20 protein-coding genes are annotated in these 18,604 nt (G+C 40.2%); 10 read left to right on the top strand and 10 right to left on the bottom strand.

The window, feature by feature from the left end:
- Positions 1–794 precede the first annotated feature (794 nt).
- From J7I83_RS09065 to J7I83_RS09055, 3 genes are all read left to right on the top strand, one after another.
- Positions 795–1,274 carry a flavodoxin family protein gene (locus J7I83_RS09065; protein ID WP_215100383.1) on the top strand — a complete coding sequence of 160 codons (480 nt, stop codon included), beginning with the start codon at positions 795–797 and terminating at the stop codon, positions 1,272–1,274.
- 249 nt (positions 1,275–1,523) lie between these two features.
- Positions 1,524–2,078, top strand: coding sequence for a hypothetical protein (locus J7I83_RS09060; RefSeq protein WP_215100382.1), 555 nt, complete (start codon positions 1,524–1,526; stop codon positions 2,076–2,078).
- 547 nt (positions 2,079–2,625) lie between these two features.
- The gene (locus J7I83_RS09055; RefSeq protein WP_215100381.1) at positions 2,626–3,087 is read left to right on the top strand and encodes a universal stress protein; all 462 of its coding nucleotides are present in this window, start codon (positions 2,626–2,628) and stop codon (positions 3,085–3,087) included.
- Between the two features lie 504 nt (positions 3,088–3,591).
- On the opposite strand, the gene J7I83_RS09050 is transcribed toward J7I83_RS09055, so the two are convergent.
- Both J7I83_RS09050 and J7I83_RS09045 read right to left on the bottom strand, forming a co-directional pair.
- On the bottom strand, positions 3,592–3,834 hold the full coding sequence (locus tag J7I83_RS09050; protein ID WP_215100380.1) for a hypothetical protein: 243 nt from the start codon (positions 3,832–3,834) through the stop codon (positions 3,592–3,594).
- 178 nt (positions 3,835–4,012) lie between these two features.
- Entirely contained in the window at positions 4,013–4,450 is a 438-nt protein-coding gene (locus J7I83_RS09045; RefSeq protein ID WP_215100379.1) for a hypothetical protein, read from the bottom strand.
- A gap of 516 nt (positions 4,451–4,966) precedes the next feature.
- On the opposite strand from J7I83_RS09045, the gene J7I83_RS09040 reads away from it, so the two are divergent.
- Positions 4,967–5,536 carry a biotin transporter BioY gene (locus J7I83_RS09040; protein ID WP_215100378.1) on the top strand — a complete coding sequence of 190 codons (570 nt, stop codon included), beginning with the start codon at positions 4,967–4,969 and terminating at the stop codon, positions 5,534–5,536.
- A 227-nt stretch (positions 5,537–5,763) separates the two neighbouring features.
- Here J7I83_RS09040 and J7I83_RS09035 read toward each other — a convergent pair whose 3' ends face one another.
- The 3 genes from J7I83_RS09035 to J7I83_RS09025 all read right to left on the bottom strand — a co-directional run bounded on the left by J7I83_RS09035 (position 5,764) and on the right by J7I83_RS09025 (position 7,983).
- On the bottom strand, positions 5,764–6,234 hold the full coding sequence (locus tag J7I83_RS09035; RefSeq protein WP_215100377.1) for a peptide-methionine (S)-S-oxide reductase: 471 nt from the start codon (positions 6,232–6,234) through the stop codon (positions 5,764–5,766).
- Positions 6,235–6,473: 239 nt separating this feature from the next.
- On the bottom strand, positions 6,474–7,268 hold the full coding sequence (gene cls, locus J7I83_RS09030; protein ID WP_251047560.1) for a cardiolipin synthase: 795 nt from the start codon (positions 7,266–7,268) through the stop codon (positions 6,474–6,476).
- Between the two features lie 76 nt (positions 7,269–7,344).
- Entirely contained in the window at positions 7,345–7,983 is a 639-nt protein-coding gene (locus tag J7I83_RS09025) for a pyridoxamine 5'-phosphate oxidase family protein (RefSeq protein WP_215100375.1), read from the bottom strand.
- A gap of 652 nt (positions 7,984–8,635) precedes the next feature.
- Here J7I83_RS09025 and J7I83_RS09020 point away from each other — a divergent pair.
- Complete coding sequence (locus J7I83_RS09020; protein ID WP_215100479.1) at positions 8,636–9,505, top strand: DMT family transporter; 870 nt, start codon at positions 8,636–8,638, stop codon at positions 9,503–9,505.
- A gap of 136 nt (positions 9,506–9,641) precedes the next feature.
- Here the strand turns inward: J7I83_RS09020 and J7I83_RS09015 are convergent, their stop codons facing one another.
- Positions 9,642–10,487, bottom strand: coding sequence for a LysM peptidoglycan-binding domain-containing protein (locus J7I83_RS09015; protein WP_215100374.1), 846 nt, complete (start codon positions 10,485–10,487; stop codon positions 9,642–9,644).
- 965 nt (positions 10,488–11,452) lie between these two features.
- Here J7I83_RS09015 and J7I83_RS09010 point away from each other — a divergent pair.
- Genes J7I83_RS09010 through J7I83_RS08990 form a run of 5 tightly spaced genes read left to right on the top strand, consistent with a single transcriptional unit; the run spans position 11,453 to position 14,434 of the window.
- Positions 11,453–11,782 (top strand): ArsR/SmtB family transcription factor, encoded by a 330-nt coding sequence (locus J7I83_RS09010; RefSeq protein WP_215100373.1) that lies wholly within the window; start codon positions 11,453–11,455, stop codon positions 11,780–11,782.
- Positions 11,783–11,841: 59 nt separating this feature from the next.
- Positions 11,842–12,846 (top strand): permease, encoded by a 1,005-nt coding sequence (locus J7I83_RS09005; RefSeq protein ID WP_251047559.1) that lies wholly within the window; start codon positions 11,842–11,844, stop codon positions 12,844–12,846.
- A 55-nt stretch (positions 12,847–12,901) separates the two neighbouring features.
- Positions 12,902–13,264 (top strand): carboxymuconolactone decarboxylase family protein, encoded by a 363-nt coding sequence (locus J7I83_RS09000; protein WP_215100372.1) that lies wholly within the window; start codon positions 12,902–12,904, stop codon positions 13,262–13,264.
- A complete protein-coding gene (locus tag J7I83_RS08995; RefSeq protein ID WP_215100371.1) occupies positions 13,261–14,181 on the top strand; it encodes a cation diffusion facilitator family transporter in 921 nt (306 codons plus the stop codon). Before J7I83_RS09000 ends, J7I83_RS08995 begins: the two co-directional genes overlap by 4 nt.
- 25 nt (positions 14,182–14,206) lie before the next feature.
- Complete coding sequence (locus J7I83_RS08990) at positions 14,207–14,434, top strand: thioredoxin family protein (RefSeq protein ID WP_215100370.1); 228 nt, start codon at positions 14,207–14,209, stop codon at positions 14,432–14,434.
- Between the two features lie 126 nt (positions 14,435–14,560).
- Here J7I83_RS08990 and J7I83_RS08985 read toward each other — a convergent pair whose 3' ends face one another.
- The 4 genes from J7I83_RS08985 to J7I83_RS08970 all read right to left on the bottom strand — a co-directional run.
- The gene (locus J7I83_RS08985) at positions 14,561–15,793 is read right to left on the bottom strand and encodes an NAD(P)-binding domain-containing protein (RefSeq protein WP_215100369.1); all 1,233 of its coding nucleotides are present in this window, start codon (positions 15,791–15,793) and stop codon (positions 14,561–14,563) included.
- A gap of 330 nt (positions 15,794–16,123) precedes the next feature.
- Positions 16,124–17,746 (bottom strand): Na/Pi cotransporter family protein, encoded by a 1,623-nt coding sequence (locus J7I83_RS08980; protein ID WP_215100368.1) that lies wholly within the window; start codon positions 17,744–17,746, stop codon positions 16,124–16,126.
- A gap of 82 nt (positions 17,747–17,828) precedes the next feature.
- Positions 17,829–18,257 carry a protein-tyrosine phosphatase family protein gene (locus tag J7I83_RS08975; protein ID WP_215100367.1) on the bottom strand — a complete coding sequence of 143 codons (429 nt, stop codon included), beginning with the start codon at positions 18,255–18,257 and terminating at the stop codon, positions 17,829–17,831.
- Between the two features lie 97 nt (positions 18,258–18,354).
- The coding region (locus J7I83_RS08970; protein ID WP_215100366.1) for a low molecular weight phosphatase family protein at positions 18,355–18,604 on the bottom strand (250 nt) is incomplete at its 5' end.

The raw sequence follows: 18,604 nt of genomic DNA, 5'->3' as shown, positions 1-18,604 counted from the left end.
AAACGAATAGCGTTGTATAACCCCAACAAACCTAGTAATCACGTCACTCAAGGATCTGGAGCGCAAGGCGGCGACTCCTGCTGAAGCAGTGAAGCGACCTAAAGGAGATCCTGCAGGAGTTATCCAGCTCAAAATCAATCAGTTTTTCTGCATCACTTTCTTGTATCAAGTTTAATGAGATCTGCACTAGTTCAAACTCCCTTTTCAAGCAAGTAGCACTTTTTAACATTAAAACTTTTTATCACGCCTATCCCTACTTGCTTATGTTAATTAGCCTCTAAGAAAGCCACTCTCTGTATGCAATCAGAACACTATAATAATGCACATGAGGTAGTTAAGAAGTTTCTTATGTCTTAGTTGGGAAACGGACATATAAGTTAAACGAATAATCTTTTACCGCCGATATCCCGCAAAATAGCTGCGCTTTCAATCCTACAGGAGGTGGGTCATGCAGTTCCAAGCCTCCTCAGTTGCTTCGGCTGCTTGCGCAGGAGCAAGCTGTTCGGGAGTATTTCAGAATTATGTAAAAACGATGATCTTGTCATCGATTTGGGATGAACAGAAGGTGGTAAAGAATTTTTACTCGACATGTCCTCAACAGAAAAGCCTTAAACTTAAAGTAAGGGAAAAATGAGAATCATATAGAATAATATTGGAGTAAGGCTTATCAAAATGAAGGCAGGAAATAACAAAAATGCATTGAAGTTACTATGTATTGATTCACCGCCGATAGACTCAAATTTCTACCTGCCAAGGACGCAAGTCAAAAATTGAGTAGAATGGAGGCGAACAAAATGAACATTGGAATTATTGTGCACTCCCAGACGGGCCACACACTGCTTGTCGGTGAAAGACTACGCGAAAAACTACAGAGCGACGGGCATGAAATTACGGTAATGAGGATGCAAAACATCGGTAGTTCAGAAGCCCCTCAAAATCCCAAAGACATTAAGTTGGATCACGTTCCGGAAGCAAAAGGATTTGATGCTTTGATTTTTGGTGCTTGGGTACAAGCTTTTACTCTATGTCCCGGATTCAAACTTTATCTCAATCAAGTCCCCGATTTCGACACAGATAATATATCCTGTTTTCTTACGCAACAATTTCCTTACAAGTGGATGGGCGGCAGCTTCGCGCTGTCCAAAATGAAAAAACTGCTTGCGGCCAAAGGCGCAATGCCAAATGCATCTGGCGTTATCAATTGGTCCAATAAAAAACGAGAAAAGCAAATCGATGGCTTGGTCGCAAGGTTCAGCAGCGAATACAATCGCTGAAAACTGCAGACGACTGAGTTCCGGAGGAGGTTTCCGTGATGAGGATTATGGATTTTTTTGCTCGAAAGCGATCCCGCTGTTAGAAGACAGACCCAGATCTATTTATTGGGAAAAGAGCCTCCTTATACAACTGACGGGTGGATCGGTGAGTTCCTTTCCCATTTAGACAGAGAAAAAAAGACTTGGGGAAATGGAATTTACAACCCCAAGTGGATTTCGACATTTTATACGATGAGGGATTTAAAATCGTTGGAGATAGATCCACAGCATCCCATTTACCAGCAGGGATTAAAGACCTTGATCGACCATATGTGGAACCCTGAAGAGTCTGTGGAAGATGACGTTTGTGTCGTGGCCATGCTGGTCGATTTGTTGACTTACGGCAAGTATCAAGCGTCCATCATCGATGAAATGATCCATTATTTGCTCCAGCACCAGATGCCGGATGGCGGTTGGAACTGTTCCGCCGTTTATGGGCACAGCACCAAAAGTTCCATTCACACCCCCCTGTCTGTTTTAGAGGCCTATTCCGATTACGAAAAACCAGGTTATGGCATCCTGTTGCCCTCGATTCAGGAACAGACTAAAGAAGGACAGGCGTATTTTCTGCAACGGAACCTGATGCGCAGAAAATCAAACAATGAGATCACCTTACCTTATATCGTCGATTTCCACTTCCCAACGAGATGGAAATACGACGTCTTGCGCGCATTAAGTTATTTTCGGCCATCAATTATCCTTATGAACCCGCATTGGAAGAAGGGCTGGAACTGCTCAAAAAGAAATTCGAAAGAGGTTACCTGACCAAGGGGCCGACACTTACTGGCCATATTCATTTTCATATGGAAACGACCAGAGTTGGCGTAATGAACACATTGCGAGGGTTGATTGTCTTAAAACATTACGCCCCTGATTATTACAATGAAATCATCCGTAAGGACATTCCCCTTTCACGTGGCTAGCTTCATCGCAATGTTTCTTTAAGCGGCCTTATGTCTAATTGTAACTTCACAAAAAAAGGGAGAAAAGATAAGCTTTGGTTAGCCTCTTGTCTCCTTTCCTATATGAACTCCTTCTTAAAAATATTAAAGCTTTAGTTTCATTCCTTCATGACACTTCTTATCACCTCGATAATATTACTATGTGAATCCTTAATATAGATACAAATCGGCAAATTTATACTTTCATCTTCTCCCTGGTGTAAACTCATTGCAATTATAAGGCCAGGCTTCTCTACCCTAGTATGATCATTAAATAATTATTTGAATATTCCAACTAAAAAGAAAGGGTTTTCACTAATATTGCAGAATTTAATCAAAGACAGGAAGAAAAAATCTTAGGAGGAATGAGTATGAGTTTGGAATACAAACATATTTTGACAGCAGTTGACGGTTCACATGAAGCAGAATGGGCATTTAAAAAATCGGTGCAAATAGCCAAACGAAACCATGCCGTACTGAATTTAATTTATGTAGTGGATACCCGTTCCTTTACAGCCATGACAAAACGCGTACCGGATATGGATGATCCAATTTTTGAGTATGGCAACGCACTTCTTGAAAATTATAAAAAGGAAGCCCTGGCAGCTGGCATTCCTGAGGTAAATGCGTATGTCACACCAGGTTCCCCTAATAAGGTCATTTCGCGTGACTATGCAAAACGTGTGGAAGCAGACCTTATTGTCTGTGGAGCACAGGGCTTAAATGCACTTGAACATTATTTAATGGGCAGTGTATCACAGCATATTGTAAGCAGCAGCCCCTGTGACGTTTTGGTCGTTCGCAGCGAAAAACCTGAGATATTAGAGGACTAAAAAAGATGATGTGATGGATTCCACCATTAATCTCTGAAATTTTAAACATAGTCCAGTTAACTTGTCTTTCAAGCTAACTGGGCTTTTATAATTCTACATTATTTGATACGTATAAGAAGAAATGTATTTAGCTTTAAAGTGACTTATAACTTCAAATACTATTATGTTTCATTCTAAAATACAGGAAAACTTGGATCACTGGAAGCAACAAGAATACATACAAAATGGGTTCAAGCTCTATCAATAAAAGGGCAAGAAGATCTGGAATGAAAATCAGAAAACTGATAAGCACTAATCGGGATGAAGACTTCATATAGCCTCTCAACAAAAAGTATATTGAGATAAATAGCAGAACAAAAGGGCCGTACATGATTGTTAGAAAATATAAAATGATCAGTGCATAATCAAACATAGACTCCGTTTCCTCCAAATGTGTGTAGTGTAGTTGTAGATTGCAAAGCTCTTTTCGGAAACAAAAAAACCTTTTTCAAAGGGCGTTCAAATCTATTCGCCATCTCTCAGCACTTTCTCCAGAACGACTACTCGATCGTCCAATTCATCTATACGGTTTTGCAGTATTTCTGAATTCTCACACTCTAAAGACAGTCTTTCGTTGGCTTTTTTGTCACTTTTTTTAACAACTTTATAAATAATGAAAATAACAATTGCCGGTATGATCACTGCGAAACCTAAGATAACTATAGTAGCTACAACATCCCCAATGTTTGTATATGATGTATCTGTCATTTTTTTCTCCCCCTTTGGCATTAGATTTCTTTTTTTAGTAAGTAACCTAACTAGCCTTTAAATTAACTGCCCGCTCATTTCGAATTGAAATAGGTTCAGCATATAGTATCTAGCCGCTTTCCACCAGATGGTTCAAGCAAAGTTTCGTTTTACATAATTTATTGTTGTAAGTATTCTTTCAAAAAGTTTCCTCAGATTTCAAACCGATTATCGGCTTAAAACTTTCCAACACCACATAACCAAAAACTAAGCCGGCTATTGTAGGGACAGTTGTTCCGCCAATGAGCAGTATTTGTGGAATCGGAAGCCACCCTTCACCCAGAGGCGAAAATGGCACGAAAGCCATCAGTACCAGATAAAGCGCAGGTAATCCAATTGCAGCAAATAGAACCCAATCAAAAGTCCAAGATTTTCTTTTTTTCAGTTGCAGTATAAATTTCGGGATGCGGATCAGCAAGCCGATAACCACTGGAAATAAAGCCATGTATGCCTGAAGTGGAAATAGGTTGAATGTCATTTGGGATCTTTCGGCTACCTGTTCTTGCAGTTCCATTCCAAAATACAGTATTAATCCAATTGCCAGTGTCCAAACGAAATAATAGAAAAAACGCTTCAAAGTAAACTCCTCCTTTTCTGTTGCTGAACAATTTGTAATAAATAATATACGGAATTGCGTGACAACAGTTTCGTTTATTTGGAAATAAAACCTACCCACTGGGAACTTATGGGGCGATTTCATTGATTGACGCGAAGCCCCAATGTTGCCACTGGTTTTTGACTGGGCCAGTCTCTCGGCCACGTATTTCCGTTTTTCTTCCTGCACACAACGAATTTCAAAGAATCCACAGAAAATCCAGGCTAGCGAGAATTTCTTGACAACTGGAAGGTTAACGCTGTTAGCGCAAGGTCTAAATCAGAGTTCCGCTGTCTATTTTTTAACTTAGTAGTTTTTTTAAAAACTGATTTCCCAATCTATTTTTCTACACTACTATTTTACCGATCTGAAACACTCTTGTTTTCAGATCGGTTTTTATTCTTAAAAAAGCTTATTGACAGACTTTGTTCGCATAAGATAACATATGAGTTAACCTTAAAACAAAAAAGGTTAACTCATAAAAGGGGGATACGTCACGTGACCGAATCAAGTTTGAAGTTGAGAATGATGATTGTTACAGCACTCTTTGCAGCGATTATTGGTATTTTGGCGCAGGTAACGATCCCGTTGCCGCTGGTTCCTATTACAGGACAAACATTGGCGATTGGACTTGCCGCAACAATTTTGGGGGCTAAATACGGAACAATTTCTGTGTTGGTTTATTTGGGACTCGGTGCAGTCGGAATTCCCGTTTTCTCGCAAATGTCAGGCGGCTTGAGCAGCTTATTCGGACCAACCGGCGGATATTTATTTGGGTTTATTCCAACTGCCTTTGTTATTGGTTATTACCTTCAGAAAACGAGTTTTACAGTTACCAATGCAATTATCGCAAATGTCATCGGCATGTTTGTTGCATTGACTTTCGGAACCGTTTGGTTAAAGATATTCGCTAACCTTTCATGGACAGGAGCATTTATGGGTGGATTTGCACCTTTTATTATCGTAGGTGTTATTAAAGCCGCTCTCGCTGCATGGATTGGAATCTCAGTTAGAAACCGTTTGAAATCGGCAAGCCTTATGTATGTCACGGAACAAAAAATCACTTAAGATTACAAATTGGCCAGACCCGCTATTGCACTCATGCAGCTATTAGCAAAACTTGCGTTACATCAACATTCCAATTCGAAAAACCTGCCGCCCTAAAGTTAGGGCGGCAGGTTTTTCGTGCATGCGGCATTTTTAAGCCGACACATAGCTGAGAGAAGAAGCGCATTACACACCTCCCCCTTATAACTCCTGTTATGTAACTGGATTTCGACTTTCAATATTCTCCCTTACTTATACCTGCTTAATATTTCTTCTGGAATATGACAATAATCATTTGGACATTTAGCTAGCCTGTCTTGATGTTCTTCTGCACTTCTCACATAGTTTTCAAGAGCTGCTACTTCGACAACAATAAGGTCATAATCATTTCTCTCCCTAAGAAACGCCTCTGCCTCTGTTAAGTGATCAGCCTTTTCACTATATACGCCTGTTCTGTATTTCTCACCAACATCCTGCCCTTGTTTATTCAAACTGTATGGATCAATGATTTCAAATAAGTATTCCATCAATTCTCTGATTGTCACAACTGTCGGATCAAACCCTGTTTTCACACATTCGGCGTAACCATCGTAATCGCCCCCGAGTGTATGACTTGTTCCATTAGCTCTTCCTGCTTCTGTAAACTTAACTCCAGGTAAAGTTTTTATAAAAGCTTCCACTCCCCATAAACATCCGCCTGCAAAATACACTATTTCCATATGGACCCTCCTCTTTTTTTCTCAAAGACACTCATTCCAATCAATAGAACGGGAAAAAATTCCGTCACTACATTTGCTGCACTTTAAATAAGGCCAAATTGTACAGCAAGTATAACATTCCCATTTCACTAAATAATATTAATCTAAAAACAGAAAAACTGCAGCTCCAAGGTTAGATATGTCTAACAACGGAGCTGCAGTTCATACTAGTTCCAGCCTTTTAAAACTTCTTTTTCCATTCATAAAATCGGACTCAACAACCGTGAAAAGCCTTCTCGGAATTTGATTGTCCAATTGCGCTTGGCATATAGCTCTTTCGTCAGTTTCCGGCAGTTAGCTGTGTCCGACTCGAATAACGACTCCAATTCCATTGCGACCCGCCGATTAAACACCAGTGCGTTAATTTCAAAATTCAAGCGAAAACTGCGGGCGTCCAGGTTGGTCGTCCCCACGGTTGAAATTTCGCCGTCAATGGTCAATGTTTTGGAATGAAGAAACCCGCGGTCGTATAAGTAGACATCGGCGCCGTAATCGAGCAGTTCTCCCAGAGATGACCAGGATCCCCACATGACAAACGGATGATCCGGCTTCCCCGGGATCATAATATGCATTTTCACACCGCTAAGCAATGCCATTTTACAGGCATCCATAAAACTCTTGTCCGGAATGAAGTACGGCGTCTGGATGAATACCTCTCGTTCGGCAGACGAAATCATTTTGATCATCATGTTTTTTAAATGTTCCGTATGGGAGTTCGGGCCACTCGTGACGATCTGCATCGGGGAAAAGTTCTTTACATCGTGCTGGGGAAAGCAAAAGATATCGTCTCGTTTCTTATGCTGATTAGAGTAATTCCAGTCCAGAATAAAGCGCTCCTGGATGTGCTGGATTACATCCCCTTCTATACGCAAATGGCCATCCCGCCAATATCCAAACTTCTTTGCTTTCCCCAAATATTCTGTGCCAACATTAAAGCCGCCGATATAGCCAGTTTTTCCATCGATAATGCAGACTTTTCGGTTATTGCGGTGCATCAGGAAAGAAGATTTTTCCGCCTCAATAGCTCTTGGTTGATGTTTTACGTGAAACCTCCCACCGTCCCTCTCATTTTTAATACAAATTTTCCCGGTAACTCTTCTCCAGAAGTTTGCCGATCGCCTCTTCATCCACATTCGACAATTTCGCATGGGTTGCTAAAATCTTCGCACCTTTCGGAAGGTCCTCTTTATTCGCCCAAGTCTCCGGGTTCCACAACTCTGACCGGTGAAATGCCTTGGAGCAATGAATAAAGCATTCCTCTATGTCCACACCGATTCCAAGGAGCGGCCTTTTTCCGTTGACCGCCATCTTCTCTAATAGTTCTTCATCGCGGACCACACTGGCTTTTCCGTTAACACGCAAGGTCTCACCCAGTCCCGGAATTAGAAACAGTAAGCCGATATTCGGATTCATTAAGATATTTCGCATAGAATCCATCCGCTTATTACCGGGCCTTTCGGGAATGATCAACTGACTTTTATTTAGCATGTGCACAAAACCGGCAGTGTCTCCCCTTGGAGACACATCGCAAAACCCGGATTCATCAGCTGTTGATATTGTCAGGAATGGTGATTTCGCGATAAAATCTCTGCAATGTTCGTCCACGTATGAAATGACTTTATTATTCACGAGTTTACTCGGCTGTCCGGTGATTTCCCGAAGTTCTTTTATTGTCTTAACTGTATTTGGAAATGCTGGTTTGGCTTCCATTCCATTCAATCCCTTTCGTACCAAGCTTTTTTTTATATTTCACGAATAAATCAACCGAAATGTATCGGCTGTGCCCAAATGAGCAATTTGCATTAACTTTCCCGCACCTTTTTCAGGCGCAACCACTAGTTTAATTGATTTAATTCGATTTTCCATAAGATCGATCAGCAAGCAGATCATCACCCTGTAATTCTATTTTACATTACACAACTCTTAATTTTTTCTTTTTTTAGTTATCTTTATGTATTGTAATTTAATAATCCTTGATGAGAGTTCTTAAAAAACAACTTTCGAAAACTGTCATCCTTAAACAAGAGTGTTTTCAAGAAGATATTACAAGGCATTCTTCTATCAATATAGGTGCAAAGGTATTAAAAGCCTTAAATTGATGTGGTTTTTCGTTTTCGCTCATTGCTTGCAAAAATAGAGTATAGGTTCGCATTAACTTCAGCATACTACGTGCAAGGATTAAGTTTCGTTCTGTACATTTAAAGGAATTACAAACAGTATCACCTGGAATTTCAAAATGACTGCATTGGACTATAAAGGCAATTATCGTATTTTTTGTTTTCGATCATTAACGATTTTTGAAGTTGCTCATACTGCAAAACAATATTGTTACCAATCAAATATTGGTTCTTGGAGGGTTTTGATGAAGTATAAAGGTGTGTTATTAGTGATGCTTGCCGCTATATGCTGGGGCATTAGCGGAGTAATTGCCGACATCTTGATGAATAAGGGCTGGGGGCCTGTCGTGATTTCGTTTTACCGTGGATTTATTGGGCTGCTGTTTTTCTTCGTATGGTTTCTTCTTCACTTTAAGAAGAATTGGATGGTTTCCCCCCATTTGTATATATGGGCTTTAATCGCAGGAGTGGGCGTAGCCGGTAATTTCACTTTTTATTTTCTAAGTATTCAAGCCTCAAGTGTTGCTGTGGCAGCGACTTTAATGTATACCGCACCTGTGTTTGTGCTTTTAACTTCCTTTCTATTGCGGCTGGAGCGTTCTACTTGGTTTAAATGGGGCAGCATTGCCGGTGTGCTTTCCGGAATCGTCTTGCTCACGGGTGCATACAACACCGACTCCATTTCAGTGAGTTTGTTAGGGGCTGCTGCAGGCCTCGCCTCTGCGATTTCCTATGCTTTGTTTATATTCTCTTTTAAAAAAGCTTCGGAATACGGGAAGCCGCAGCTCACGTTAACAATCGCTTTTTTATCATTTTGCCTTATCCTATTCGTACTTGTAGACAATCAGGAATCGGCTGCTGTGCTGACTTCTGCTGACGTAGGCTGGTTTTTCCTGTTAGGCATCGTAGGAGCCGGAATTTCGTTTATCTTGTATTTGATTGGTATTCAGTCGACTACTGCAGCAACGGCATCGATGGTGGCGATGGTTGAGCCGGTCACAGCTTCCTTGTTGGGGGTTGTGCTTCTTGGAGTCGATTTGACCCTTATTCAAGTTCTTGGTATGGTCATTATCTTAATGACCATCACGATACTTAGTGTGAAGCAGTCTTCTTGATTCTACAAAACCCAAATAACTTAATCCGTTCTCATATACACCGAGAAATTAAAGAAATCACCACATATTTTGTATTTTCTACAAAACAAAAAACTGCAGCAGAATCTGCCACAGTTCAAAAACTACATTAACTTTTTTATTCCAGTTCTTGCACCGCATAAGAAACCATTTCATATCGCTGACCTACACGAACCACTGTGAACGTCAACCTAAGATCATTCCGATCCGCCAAATGCTCAATTGGAGCGTTTCCTTGATACAGATTTATCGCATAATAATCATTGCCCACTTTCACTTCAATCACGCGACCATCTGCTAATCCAAAAGGTTCTTCTGTGGTGATTTCCATTACTTCACCTGAAACTTTAAGCTCTTGAAGCACCTGCAATGTACCACTTGGCAAAGCGATCGTGTTCCCAAATTTATTTTGTAACGTGTACTTAGTGTCACCTGACTTCACCGTGTACAGTGCAGAAGTTCGGTGTATTACCCCAGTATCAGGATAAAGCGTTAAGACTTGCCCAATCTGAATGATGTCTGATGTTAAACGGTTTAGTCTCTTGATGCTGTCTATCGAAACACCTGTTCGTTTGGAGATGGAATACAAGGTATCTCCTTTAACAACCCGATAATTTCTGTTTTCCAGATTTTCCTGGTTTCCATACCACGGTTGGTTTTGGTGCGGAATTGCGATTTTTTGTCCGATTATTATTTTGGTGCTTGTGGTGAAGTTCGCCGCCATCAGCTGTTCAACCACCAAGCCGTACTTTTTCGCAATGCTGTAGAATGTGTCTCCTTTTTGGACAATGTAATAACTGGCCACTTCACTCGCTGCACTTGGTGTAATCACTGGACCCGCAACTGCAGCAGAAGAGACTAACGCAAACGACAAGAGAATTTTGGCTATTCGTTTCTTTCCTTTCGAAGATTGAGGCTCTTGCCTTTCGGCTTGAGGGACGGGTTTCAAATTGAATTTCATCATCTTCTCACCTCCTTTCTGTTTTTATTTTTGCTGCTATTAGTCCTTAAGTTACCCATACTGAAAATAAATAATCATTTTCTTATTTTTCTGACAATTAAAAAATTTTATAATCGAAAAGCTAACACAACAATTTCCCAATTAATTTAATTTCCCCAAAAATACCTTTAATCGTATTGGATTTTTTTCCCTATCGTAAAAACTGAAAATAGAGTAAGTTTTGCAGTTAAAAATATATATAACAAAAAGAACTCCGATTCAGTGCTTTTACCGATATTCGGTCAGTATCTTCTTGGCATTCGTAGCAAGTCGGGCACACAGAACGACGTTATTGCGGAACCCTCACGGAAATGCCTGTGCGGTGACGCTCACGCTAACAGCCGGTACTTCCAGAATGACCATGCACCAATCACCCTTTAGCCTTTTGGTTACAGGTTCTTTTTTTGCCAACAGATCCGGGATCTCTCGAAATACCAGAGCGAAATCACGTTTCATCAGCGTTTAAAATCTTTTGAGGAGGTGGATCCAGCGCCTTTCCATACCATGTCGGAGCTGTTTTACTTTGCTCATATAGCTCGCCAACACGCTATAAGGATTGGTCGAGATGATCTCTTTTGGCTCAATTAATACATTAGATGGGTAATCAGGGATTTCAAATAGTCGAGTACCTGTTTTCCGCCAACTTTCTTCATCCGTGAAGATGCTGTTAAAACACTATACTCCCTTTTAGATTTAATTTACCGACTACAGCAATTGATGTTTTTAACACGTCTAAACTTTGATCAGCAGAATGCTTGGCGACTTACTGAGCCAGATTCATTTCGCAGAGCCCATAACCGGAAAATTTTTATTTACCAGCTAGATTGACAAATTCAATTATAAGGAATATTATACTTATATATTCATATGCACATATAAACATATGTTATTGGTGTATGTAACTATTCGAAAGAAGAAAGGAGCACTCGATGATTGAGTTAGTAAATATTCATAAAATTTTTTCGGATGAAACCAGACTCAGAATAATAATACTTTTGGCTCAGCAGGAGCTTTGTGTTTGTCAAATCAGCGGCATACTAGACGTTCCTCAGCCGAAAATATCCAAAAATCTATCAAAGCTAAGAGATACAGATCTTGTCATTGATGAAAGAAAAGAAAAATTCGTCTTTTACAAATTAAAGATGGAGAATGCAATTTTTGTAAGCACAGTCAAGAATATTGCAGACAACCTGAATGAATACCCTCAACTAATCTTAGATAAGAGCAGGCTTGTGGATAAAGAGAAATATTTAAATTAATCCTTTTATTTAATCGCTTTTGGTGAACATAATGAAAGAAAATATGCGGAGATGATTTTTTGATTATATTCGAGTGGATAAACGATCAATTGCTCAAGATGGAGGGCCTTTCTTATCTTGTCAAGATATTAGTGGAGAATGTTTTTGGACTTAGCACCCAGGAGAAACTAGGAGGCAGTATTCATTTTTTTATTTATGATGTCATTAAAATTTTTATACTTTTATCTGTATTGATTTTTATAATATCCTATATACAAAGCTTCTTTCCTCCTGAAAGGACAAGAAAAATATTAAGTAGATTTAATGGCCTATCAGGCAATATACTAGGTGCTTTATTAGGAACTATCACACCTTTTTGCTCGTGCTCGTCAATACCGCTTTTCGTTGGGTTTACTAGTGCAGGGCTTCCATTAGGGGTTACATTTTCATTCTTAATCTCCTCCCCTCTCGTTGACTTGGCATCTGTCATTTTACTTGCCAGCATATTTAATTGGAAAATTGCTATTGCCTATGTAATAGTCGGCCTCATTCTTGCTGTAATCGGCGGGACAATCATTGGCAAAGCAAAGCTTGAAAAATATGTAGAGCCCTTTGTATTCGACAATAAAATAAAAGAACTTGATCTAGAAGTATTGAAGTTTCGTGATAGAGTAGTTATCGCTAAAGATCAAGTTCTCGATATTGTTAGAAAGGTATGGCTGTATATTTTGATTGGGGTTGGGATTGGGGCTGTAATCCATAACTGGATACCAGAAAGCATTATTTCTGCAGTGCTTGGTCAGGATAAATGGTATTCTGTTCCTTTAGCGACCTTGGTCGGAATTCCGATGTATGCTGATATATTCGGAACCCTCCCCATCGCCGAAGCTTTAGTATTAAAAGGCGTCGGTATAGGGACAGCACTCGCTTTCATGATGGCTGTTACAGCATTATCTCTTCCATCACTGATTATGTTAAGCAAAGTAGTTAAAACAAAGCTTCTGATCGTATTCACAGTCATTGTAACGATAGGAATACTTTTAATTGGATACTCATTCGATACTTTTAGTTATTTACTCCTGTAAAAAGGAGATAAAATTATGATTCGTCAAAAATTAAAGGAGGAAAGGAGTGGGCATTATGGAAAAAGAAAAAGTGTTTGAACAGTTAAAAAAAGAGATGGGTGAAGTACCTAAACCCATAGAAAACTTAGCTTCTTTGGATATGAATGTTTTGATGGGACATCTTGAAGCGAAAAAAAATGCATATGCGGGTGACCATCTTGATAAGAAAACTAAAACACTCATTGCATTGGCAGCAGGAATCGCACTAGACTCTCAAGGGTGTATTATGACCAATGTGCAGGCTGCTAAGAAAAGTGGGGCTTCAACAGCAGAAATCATGGAAGTTTTTTCTATAGTAAAATTCTCAAAATCATCTTCTGCTATGTCAGGATTTGCGATGGCTATGGAATGGCTTATTGCCGAAGGTGATGATGAGTGAATTCTGAGCATTCTCGATCAGAGGCTGAACATACACATGATGTTTCAAATTTGTCTGGCAGGAAAATATTCTGGGTAACCGTACTAAATGCCACCATTACCATTGTGGAAATTATCGGAGGAATTCTTTCTGGAAGTTTGGCATTATTATCTGATGCTGTCCATAACTTAAGCGATACTATAGCTATTGCATTAACATATTTCGCCAATAAGATAGCCCGGAAGCCAAGCAACGCCAAAAAATCATACGGATATAAAAGAGCTGAAATTCTTGCAGCGTTTATTAATTCATCAGTGCTATTAGCTATATCCTTCATATTAATATTCGAAGCCTTCAAAAGGTTCAATTCTCCTGAGAGTATCAATGGGACCTTGATGATAACAGTGGCATTAATTGGGCTTGTGGCCAATCTGGTTTCCGTATATCTCTTAGAGAAAGATTCGCACGAGAATTTAAATATAAAATCTAGTTATTTGCATCTAATAAGTGATACAGTTTCATCGGTCGGAGTTTTAGTTGGAGGTATCGCTATAAATATATGGGGTATTGTGTGGATAGATCCATTAATCACTATACTTATATCCCTGTATATCTTAAAAGAAACCTGGCGTGTAATAAGAAAGACAATCGATATTTTAATGCAATCGTCCGCCGTATTAGATTACGAAGCAATTAAAAGAGATATCGAAAAAATGGATAAAGTAAAAAATATTCATCATGTCCATTCATGGATGATGAACGAAAAAATGATGCATTTTGAGGCACATATTGATATGGAAGATATGCAGTTATCTGAGGTTGAAAAGATATATGATAAGATTGAAAAATTCCTTAAGGAACATCATGGAATTAGCCACGTGACGCTTCAAGCAGAAGTAGATAAATGCAGCGATAAGAATATTTTTAAGACTTTCTAATAATTAGATAGAGGAGAATGAAAAAATGATTATAAAAATTTTAGGCCCAGGTTGTTCAAAATGTAAAAAATTAGAAATAAATGCAAAAGAAGCTGCAAAGGAATTAGGAATCGAGGCAAGTTTTGAAAAGGTTGAAAACATTCAGGAAATCATGGCCTATGGTGTCATGAGTACTCCGGCTCTTGTGGTAGATGAAGAAGTTAAAGTTATGGGGAAAATTCCATCGGTTAAAGATATCAAAAAGTATCTATAGTAATTAGAAAAAGAGCTCACAGATGAGCTCTTTTTTCTATTTATACAAGTTTAACTTGAAAGTCATCATTTCACAGACCACGCCGGCGCTGAGAGATTTACTTAACAAAATACAAGCAGAATAAATTTACTTTAACCATTCATCGGGAAATTTTATGTGTACTTCTTCAGATTCCTCTATTTTTCCACTCAAGTAGGCTGCAATTGACCGCGCCTGTTCAAATCCATTCATCAGAAAGAATGAGGATGAACGCCCAAAGCTTTTAGATCCGATAATATAAAATCCTTCTTCCATATGACGTAGCTGTTTTTCACCGTGCGGCTGCACGACTCCCTTTTTTTCAAAGAGAAGTTGCGCTATCCCTTCGACACATTCAGCTGATGAATGCAGGCTGTATTGAACTTCCCTGAATATATCGATGTTTGGTCTGGCTCCCGTATTGACGACAATTTGATCAATTCCCTCAACCCGTTTATGGCTAGCGGCGATGACGTCTAGTTTTCCGTTGGATTCCGTCAAGTCTTCGATATAAAAAGATGGAAAACATTCAATGCTTTCCTTACTCATCAGCTGCTCAATTTTCTCCCCTAAACGATATTGAGCAAGAAACCGATTTTTGGAGAGTGCTGGGATAAAAGAGAAGTCCGGCTTTCGGATCACCCAACTGATTGTCGTCTCTGGTGCTCGTTTTTTTAACTCTCCCAGCTGGATGACAGTATTGATCGCCGAGTGCCCACTTCCGACGACTAAAGTATGCTTGCCCTCGTAGCGTTCTTTGTCCTTCCCCAATATATCCGGAATGCCATACATAATAGCATCCTTTGCCTGTTCTTCCGCTAGGGAATAATATCCTCCAGACATAAGCGGATTCGGGCTTTGCCACGTGCCGGAAGCATCAATAACTGCCCTGACTTCATAGGTCTTCAAAGCTCCACCTCTGATAGCTTTGATGATAAATGGATTGTTTGAACGATCCTTTATTCTGCTTTTGTCTATGTGTTTTCTTCCTATGGAGACGACTTTAGCATTCAAGTAGATATGCGGTTCCAATTCGGGCGTTTGAGAGAGTGGATACAAATAATCGGTATATATATCTCCTGCATATGGAAGCCTCTTCTCGACCGGTTCAGTCCATCCGTTTCGCTTCAATATCTCTCGACTCGCTGGGTCGACATTGAACTTCCAAGGCGAGAACAGCCTGACATGTTTATAGTCCAAAAAGTTTGATCCTACTTGTTTTCCTATTTCAAATAGATAAAACGGCAGTCCTTGTTCGTGCAGATGCGCGGCAGCTGCTAATCCTATTGGACCAGCACCGATGATGCCAATAGGCAGTACTTTTTGCTCTGTCGACTTCATTTTCAAAACCCCCAAGTTTAATAAAAGTAGAAAGATAAAACCAGCCTATATACTTCATGATTTTAACTTTAAGTTAGTCGAAAGCTGTGTGTTAAAAAGACTCATAAGCAGGAGAAAGAAGTTATGCTCCAATCACCTCCTTCTCCCTATATTTTCAAATATACTCTTAACATCAACTATATGTAAACTTAGCTAAGAAAAAAGAGCTCAAATGAGCTCTTTTTTCTTAGCAGAAATTCGGGGCGCCAGCCATGACTAAGCTCATTTTTCGCCTGCCATTTCAGAATCCAGTGTTAAAAATCTTTGTTGAATCTCAATATGCTAAACTCTTTAGTCGATGTCCAGTACAGTTTCGGCTATATTAACGGCGTGATCACCTACTCGCTCTAAGTTGCTAACGATATCAATATACACAATGCCGGCTGCCCCCGAGCATTCTTTGGCTGATACTCTCTGAATATGTCTTTTCCGTAATACCCGTTCCATCTTGTCGATCTCATTTTCTTTTTCTGTCACTGCTCTAGCTTCAGCGATATCATCGGTATCCATCGCTTTTATTGCTTGTATTAAAGACGAAAGCGTCAATTGGAACATTTCATCAATGTCAGTCGTTGCGGATTTAGAGAACGAAATCTTGTTATTCCGCTGATAATCCACCAGCTCCATGATGTTCTCCATATGATCACCTATCCGCTCTAAGTCCCTGATTGTATTCAGAAGTACACTATGCAATTTTGAATCCTTAACGGTCAATGCTTGGGCTGAGATCTTCGTCAGATATTCAGAAATTTGCTGATCCAAGTTATTGATTGCTGATTCGAATTGTGGAATACGATCTCCATACTTCCGATCGCCAGTTTTGACATATCGAATCACTTCTTCCAGTCCTTGAGCTGTCAAATCAGCCATTCGCAACACTTCTTTTTTTCCAAGACCCAAAGCAACTGAAGGCGATGATTCAATAACCTGTTCATTCAAATGAAGCGGTTTATGCTCAATAGCTTCTTCATTTCCTGGGAGCACTTTTATTACAATCCATGCCAACACGGCAATGAATGGCAGCTGAATTAGGGCGTTGGAAACATTAAAAATGCCGTGCGCGAAAGCAATAGTCATCTGTGGATTCAAAGCTAAACTGCCTTGAAGATACTCGACTAAAGCCGTAAAAGGTACAAGTAACAGCAAGACTAGAATCGTTCCAACCACATTAAAGATAACATGTGTGAGTGCTGCACGTTTCGCTGTGACGGAAGCTCCGATGGCCGCTAAAACCGCGGTAATTGTTGTCCCGATATTATCCCCGAAAAGAACTGGTAATGCAGCATCCAAGCTCATCGATCCTTGAGCAAACAAGGTCTGAAGTAAACCAATCGCAGCCGAAGAACTTTGGACAGCTACAGTGAAAACAGTACCAATCAGCACACCCAACAACGGGTTTTCACTCATGCTCACCGTCAATTCCTGAAAAGCTTGAGCTTCCCGAAGAGGGTAAAGCCCTTCACTCATTAAGTTAAGCCCCAAGAATAACGACCCAAAACCGAAGATAACCCGGCCAATGTTTTTGACACGATTATTGTGGATGAAGAAAATCAGAAACGTTCCAACCGCAACAATCGGCAGTGCATATTCTGCGATGTCAATGCCGATGATAAAAGCAGTAGCCGTTGTTCCGATATTCGCCCCAATGATGACACCGATAGCTTGCCGCAGTGTCATAAATCCGGCATTAACGAGACCAATCGTTAAAACTGTTGTGCCTGTACTTGTTTGAAGCAGGATTGTGACGAAAATCCCTGCCACTACTCCTTTAAGTGGATTTGTGGTAAATCGATCCAGCATGTTTCGTAGCCCATCACCGGCTATCTTCTGCAGATTATCCCCTAAGAACTTTATCCCAAATAAGAATATCCCCAATCCACCAACAAACATAAAAATTAACTCTTGTAACTCCATTCCTTTGGCCCCCTGCCCCACGAATTAATTATGTATAGTGCAGGAAGAAACCCCCGTTTCCTCCTGCCTTTCGCTCTATCTGTCAGTCTTTGTAAAAAATGCGTTTGAGTGATTCTTTGAGTTGTGGTTTCACCATGATTATTGGGCGCACCGCAGTCGCTTGAGCTTCTGCTTCTTGTACAGTATCCGCTTTCCCAAGTGCCAAAAGCGTACCAATTGCGACAGTGCCAGTCCGGTTGCTTCCCCCCGCACAATGGAAATACACTTTCTTGCCATCTTGATAGGCATCAACGACTTGGTCGATTGCTTTCTTAATCGACTCATCCTGCTGTTCGTCAGAATCATCCACAATTGGACTATGAACCCGGACATAATCGTAATCACCTTCTGCTGCTTCTGCACGCAGGTCGATCACCACATCAATCTTTTCGTCTTCAACTGCACCTTTCGCATCAGCTGCGCCGCCAATAAAAATGCGGTCTTTTACCAGTTCCTGATATTCTTTGCTCATTTCGTTTCCTCCTGTCGTATCAAAGTTTGGTTCCAATCAATGGATTCCACAGAGTCGCATTCTTGGGTTAACTTTTGTTAATGGGAATTCCACTTTTTTACTTGCCTGTTTCAGCAAACTGACGAATCCGTTCGCCGATTTCGTCACGGACGTTTTGGAAGACCGTCCATTTTTCTTCATCTGTTCCTTCTGCTTTCGCCGGATCGGTAAATCCCCAATGATCGCGTTTAACATGAGGCGGTGTCATCGGGCATTTGTCCGCCGCGTCGCCGCATAGCGTCACAACAAAGTCGGCATTGTTCAGGATGTCCAAGTCGATCATGTCGGAAGTCTGGCCCGAAATGTCG

The sequence above is a fragment of the Planococcus sp. ISL-110 genome (assembly GCF_018613575.1).
Lineage (GTDB): Bacteria > Bacillota > Bacilli > Bacillales_A > Planococcaceae > Planococcus.
Note: the sequence above shows the minus strand (reverse complement) of the source record. Positions and strands in the feature narration are given on the sequence as shown.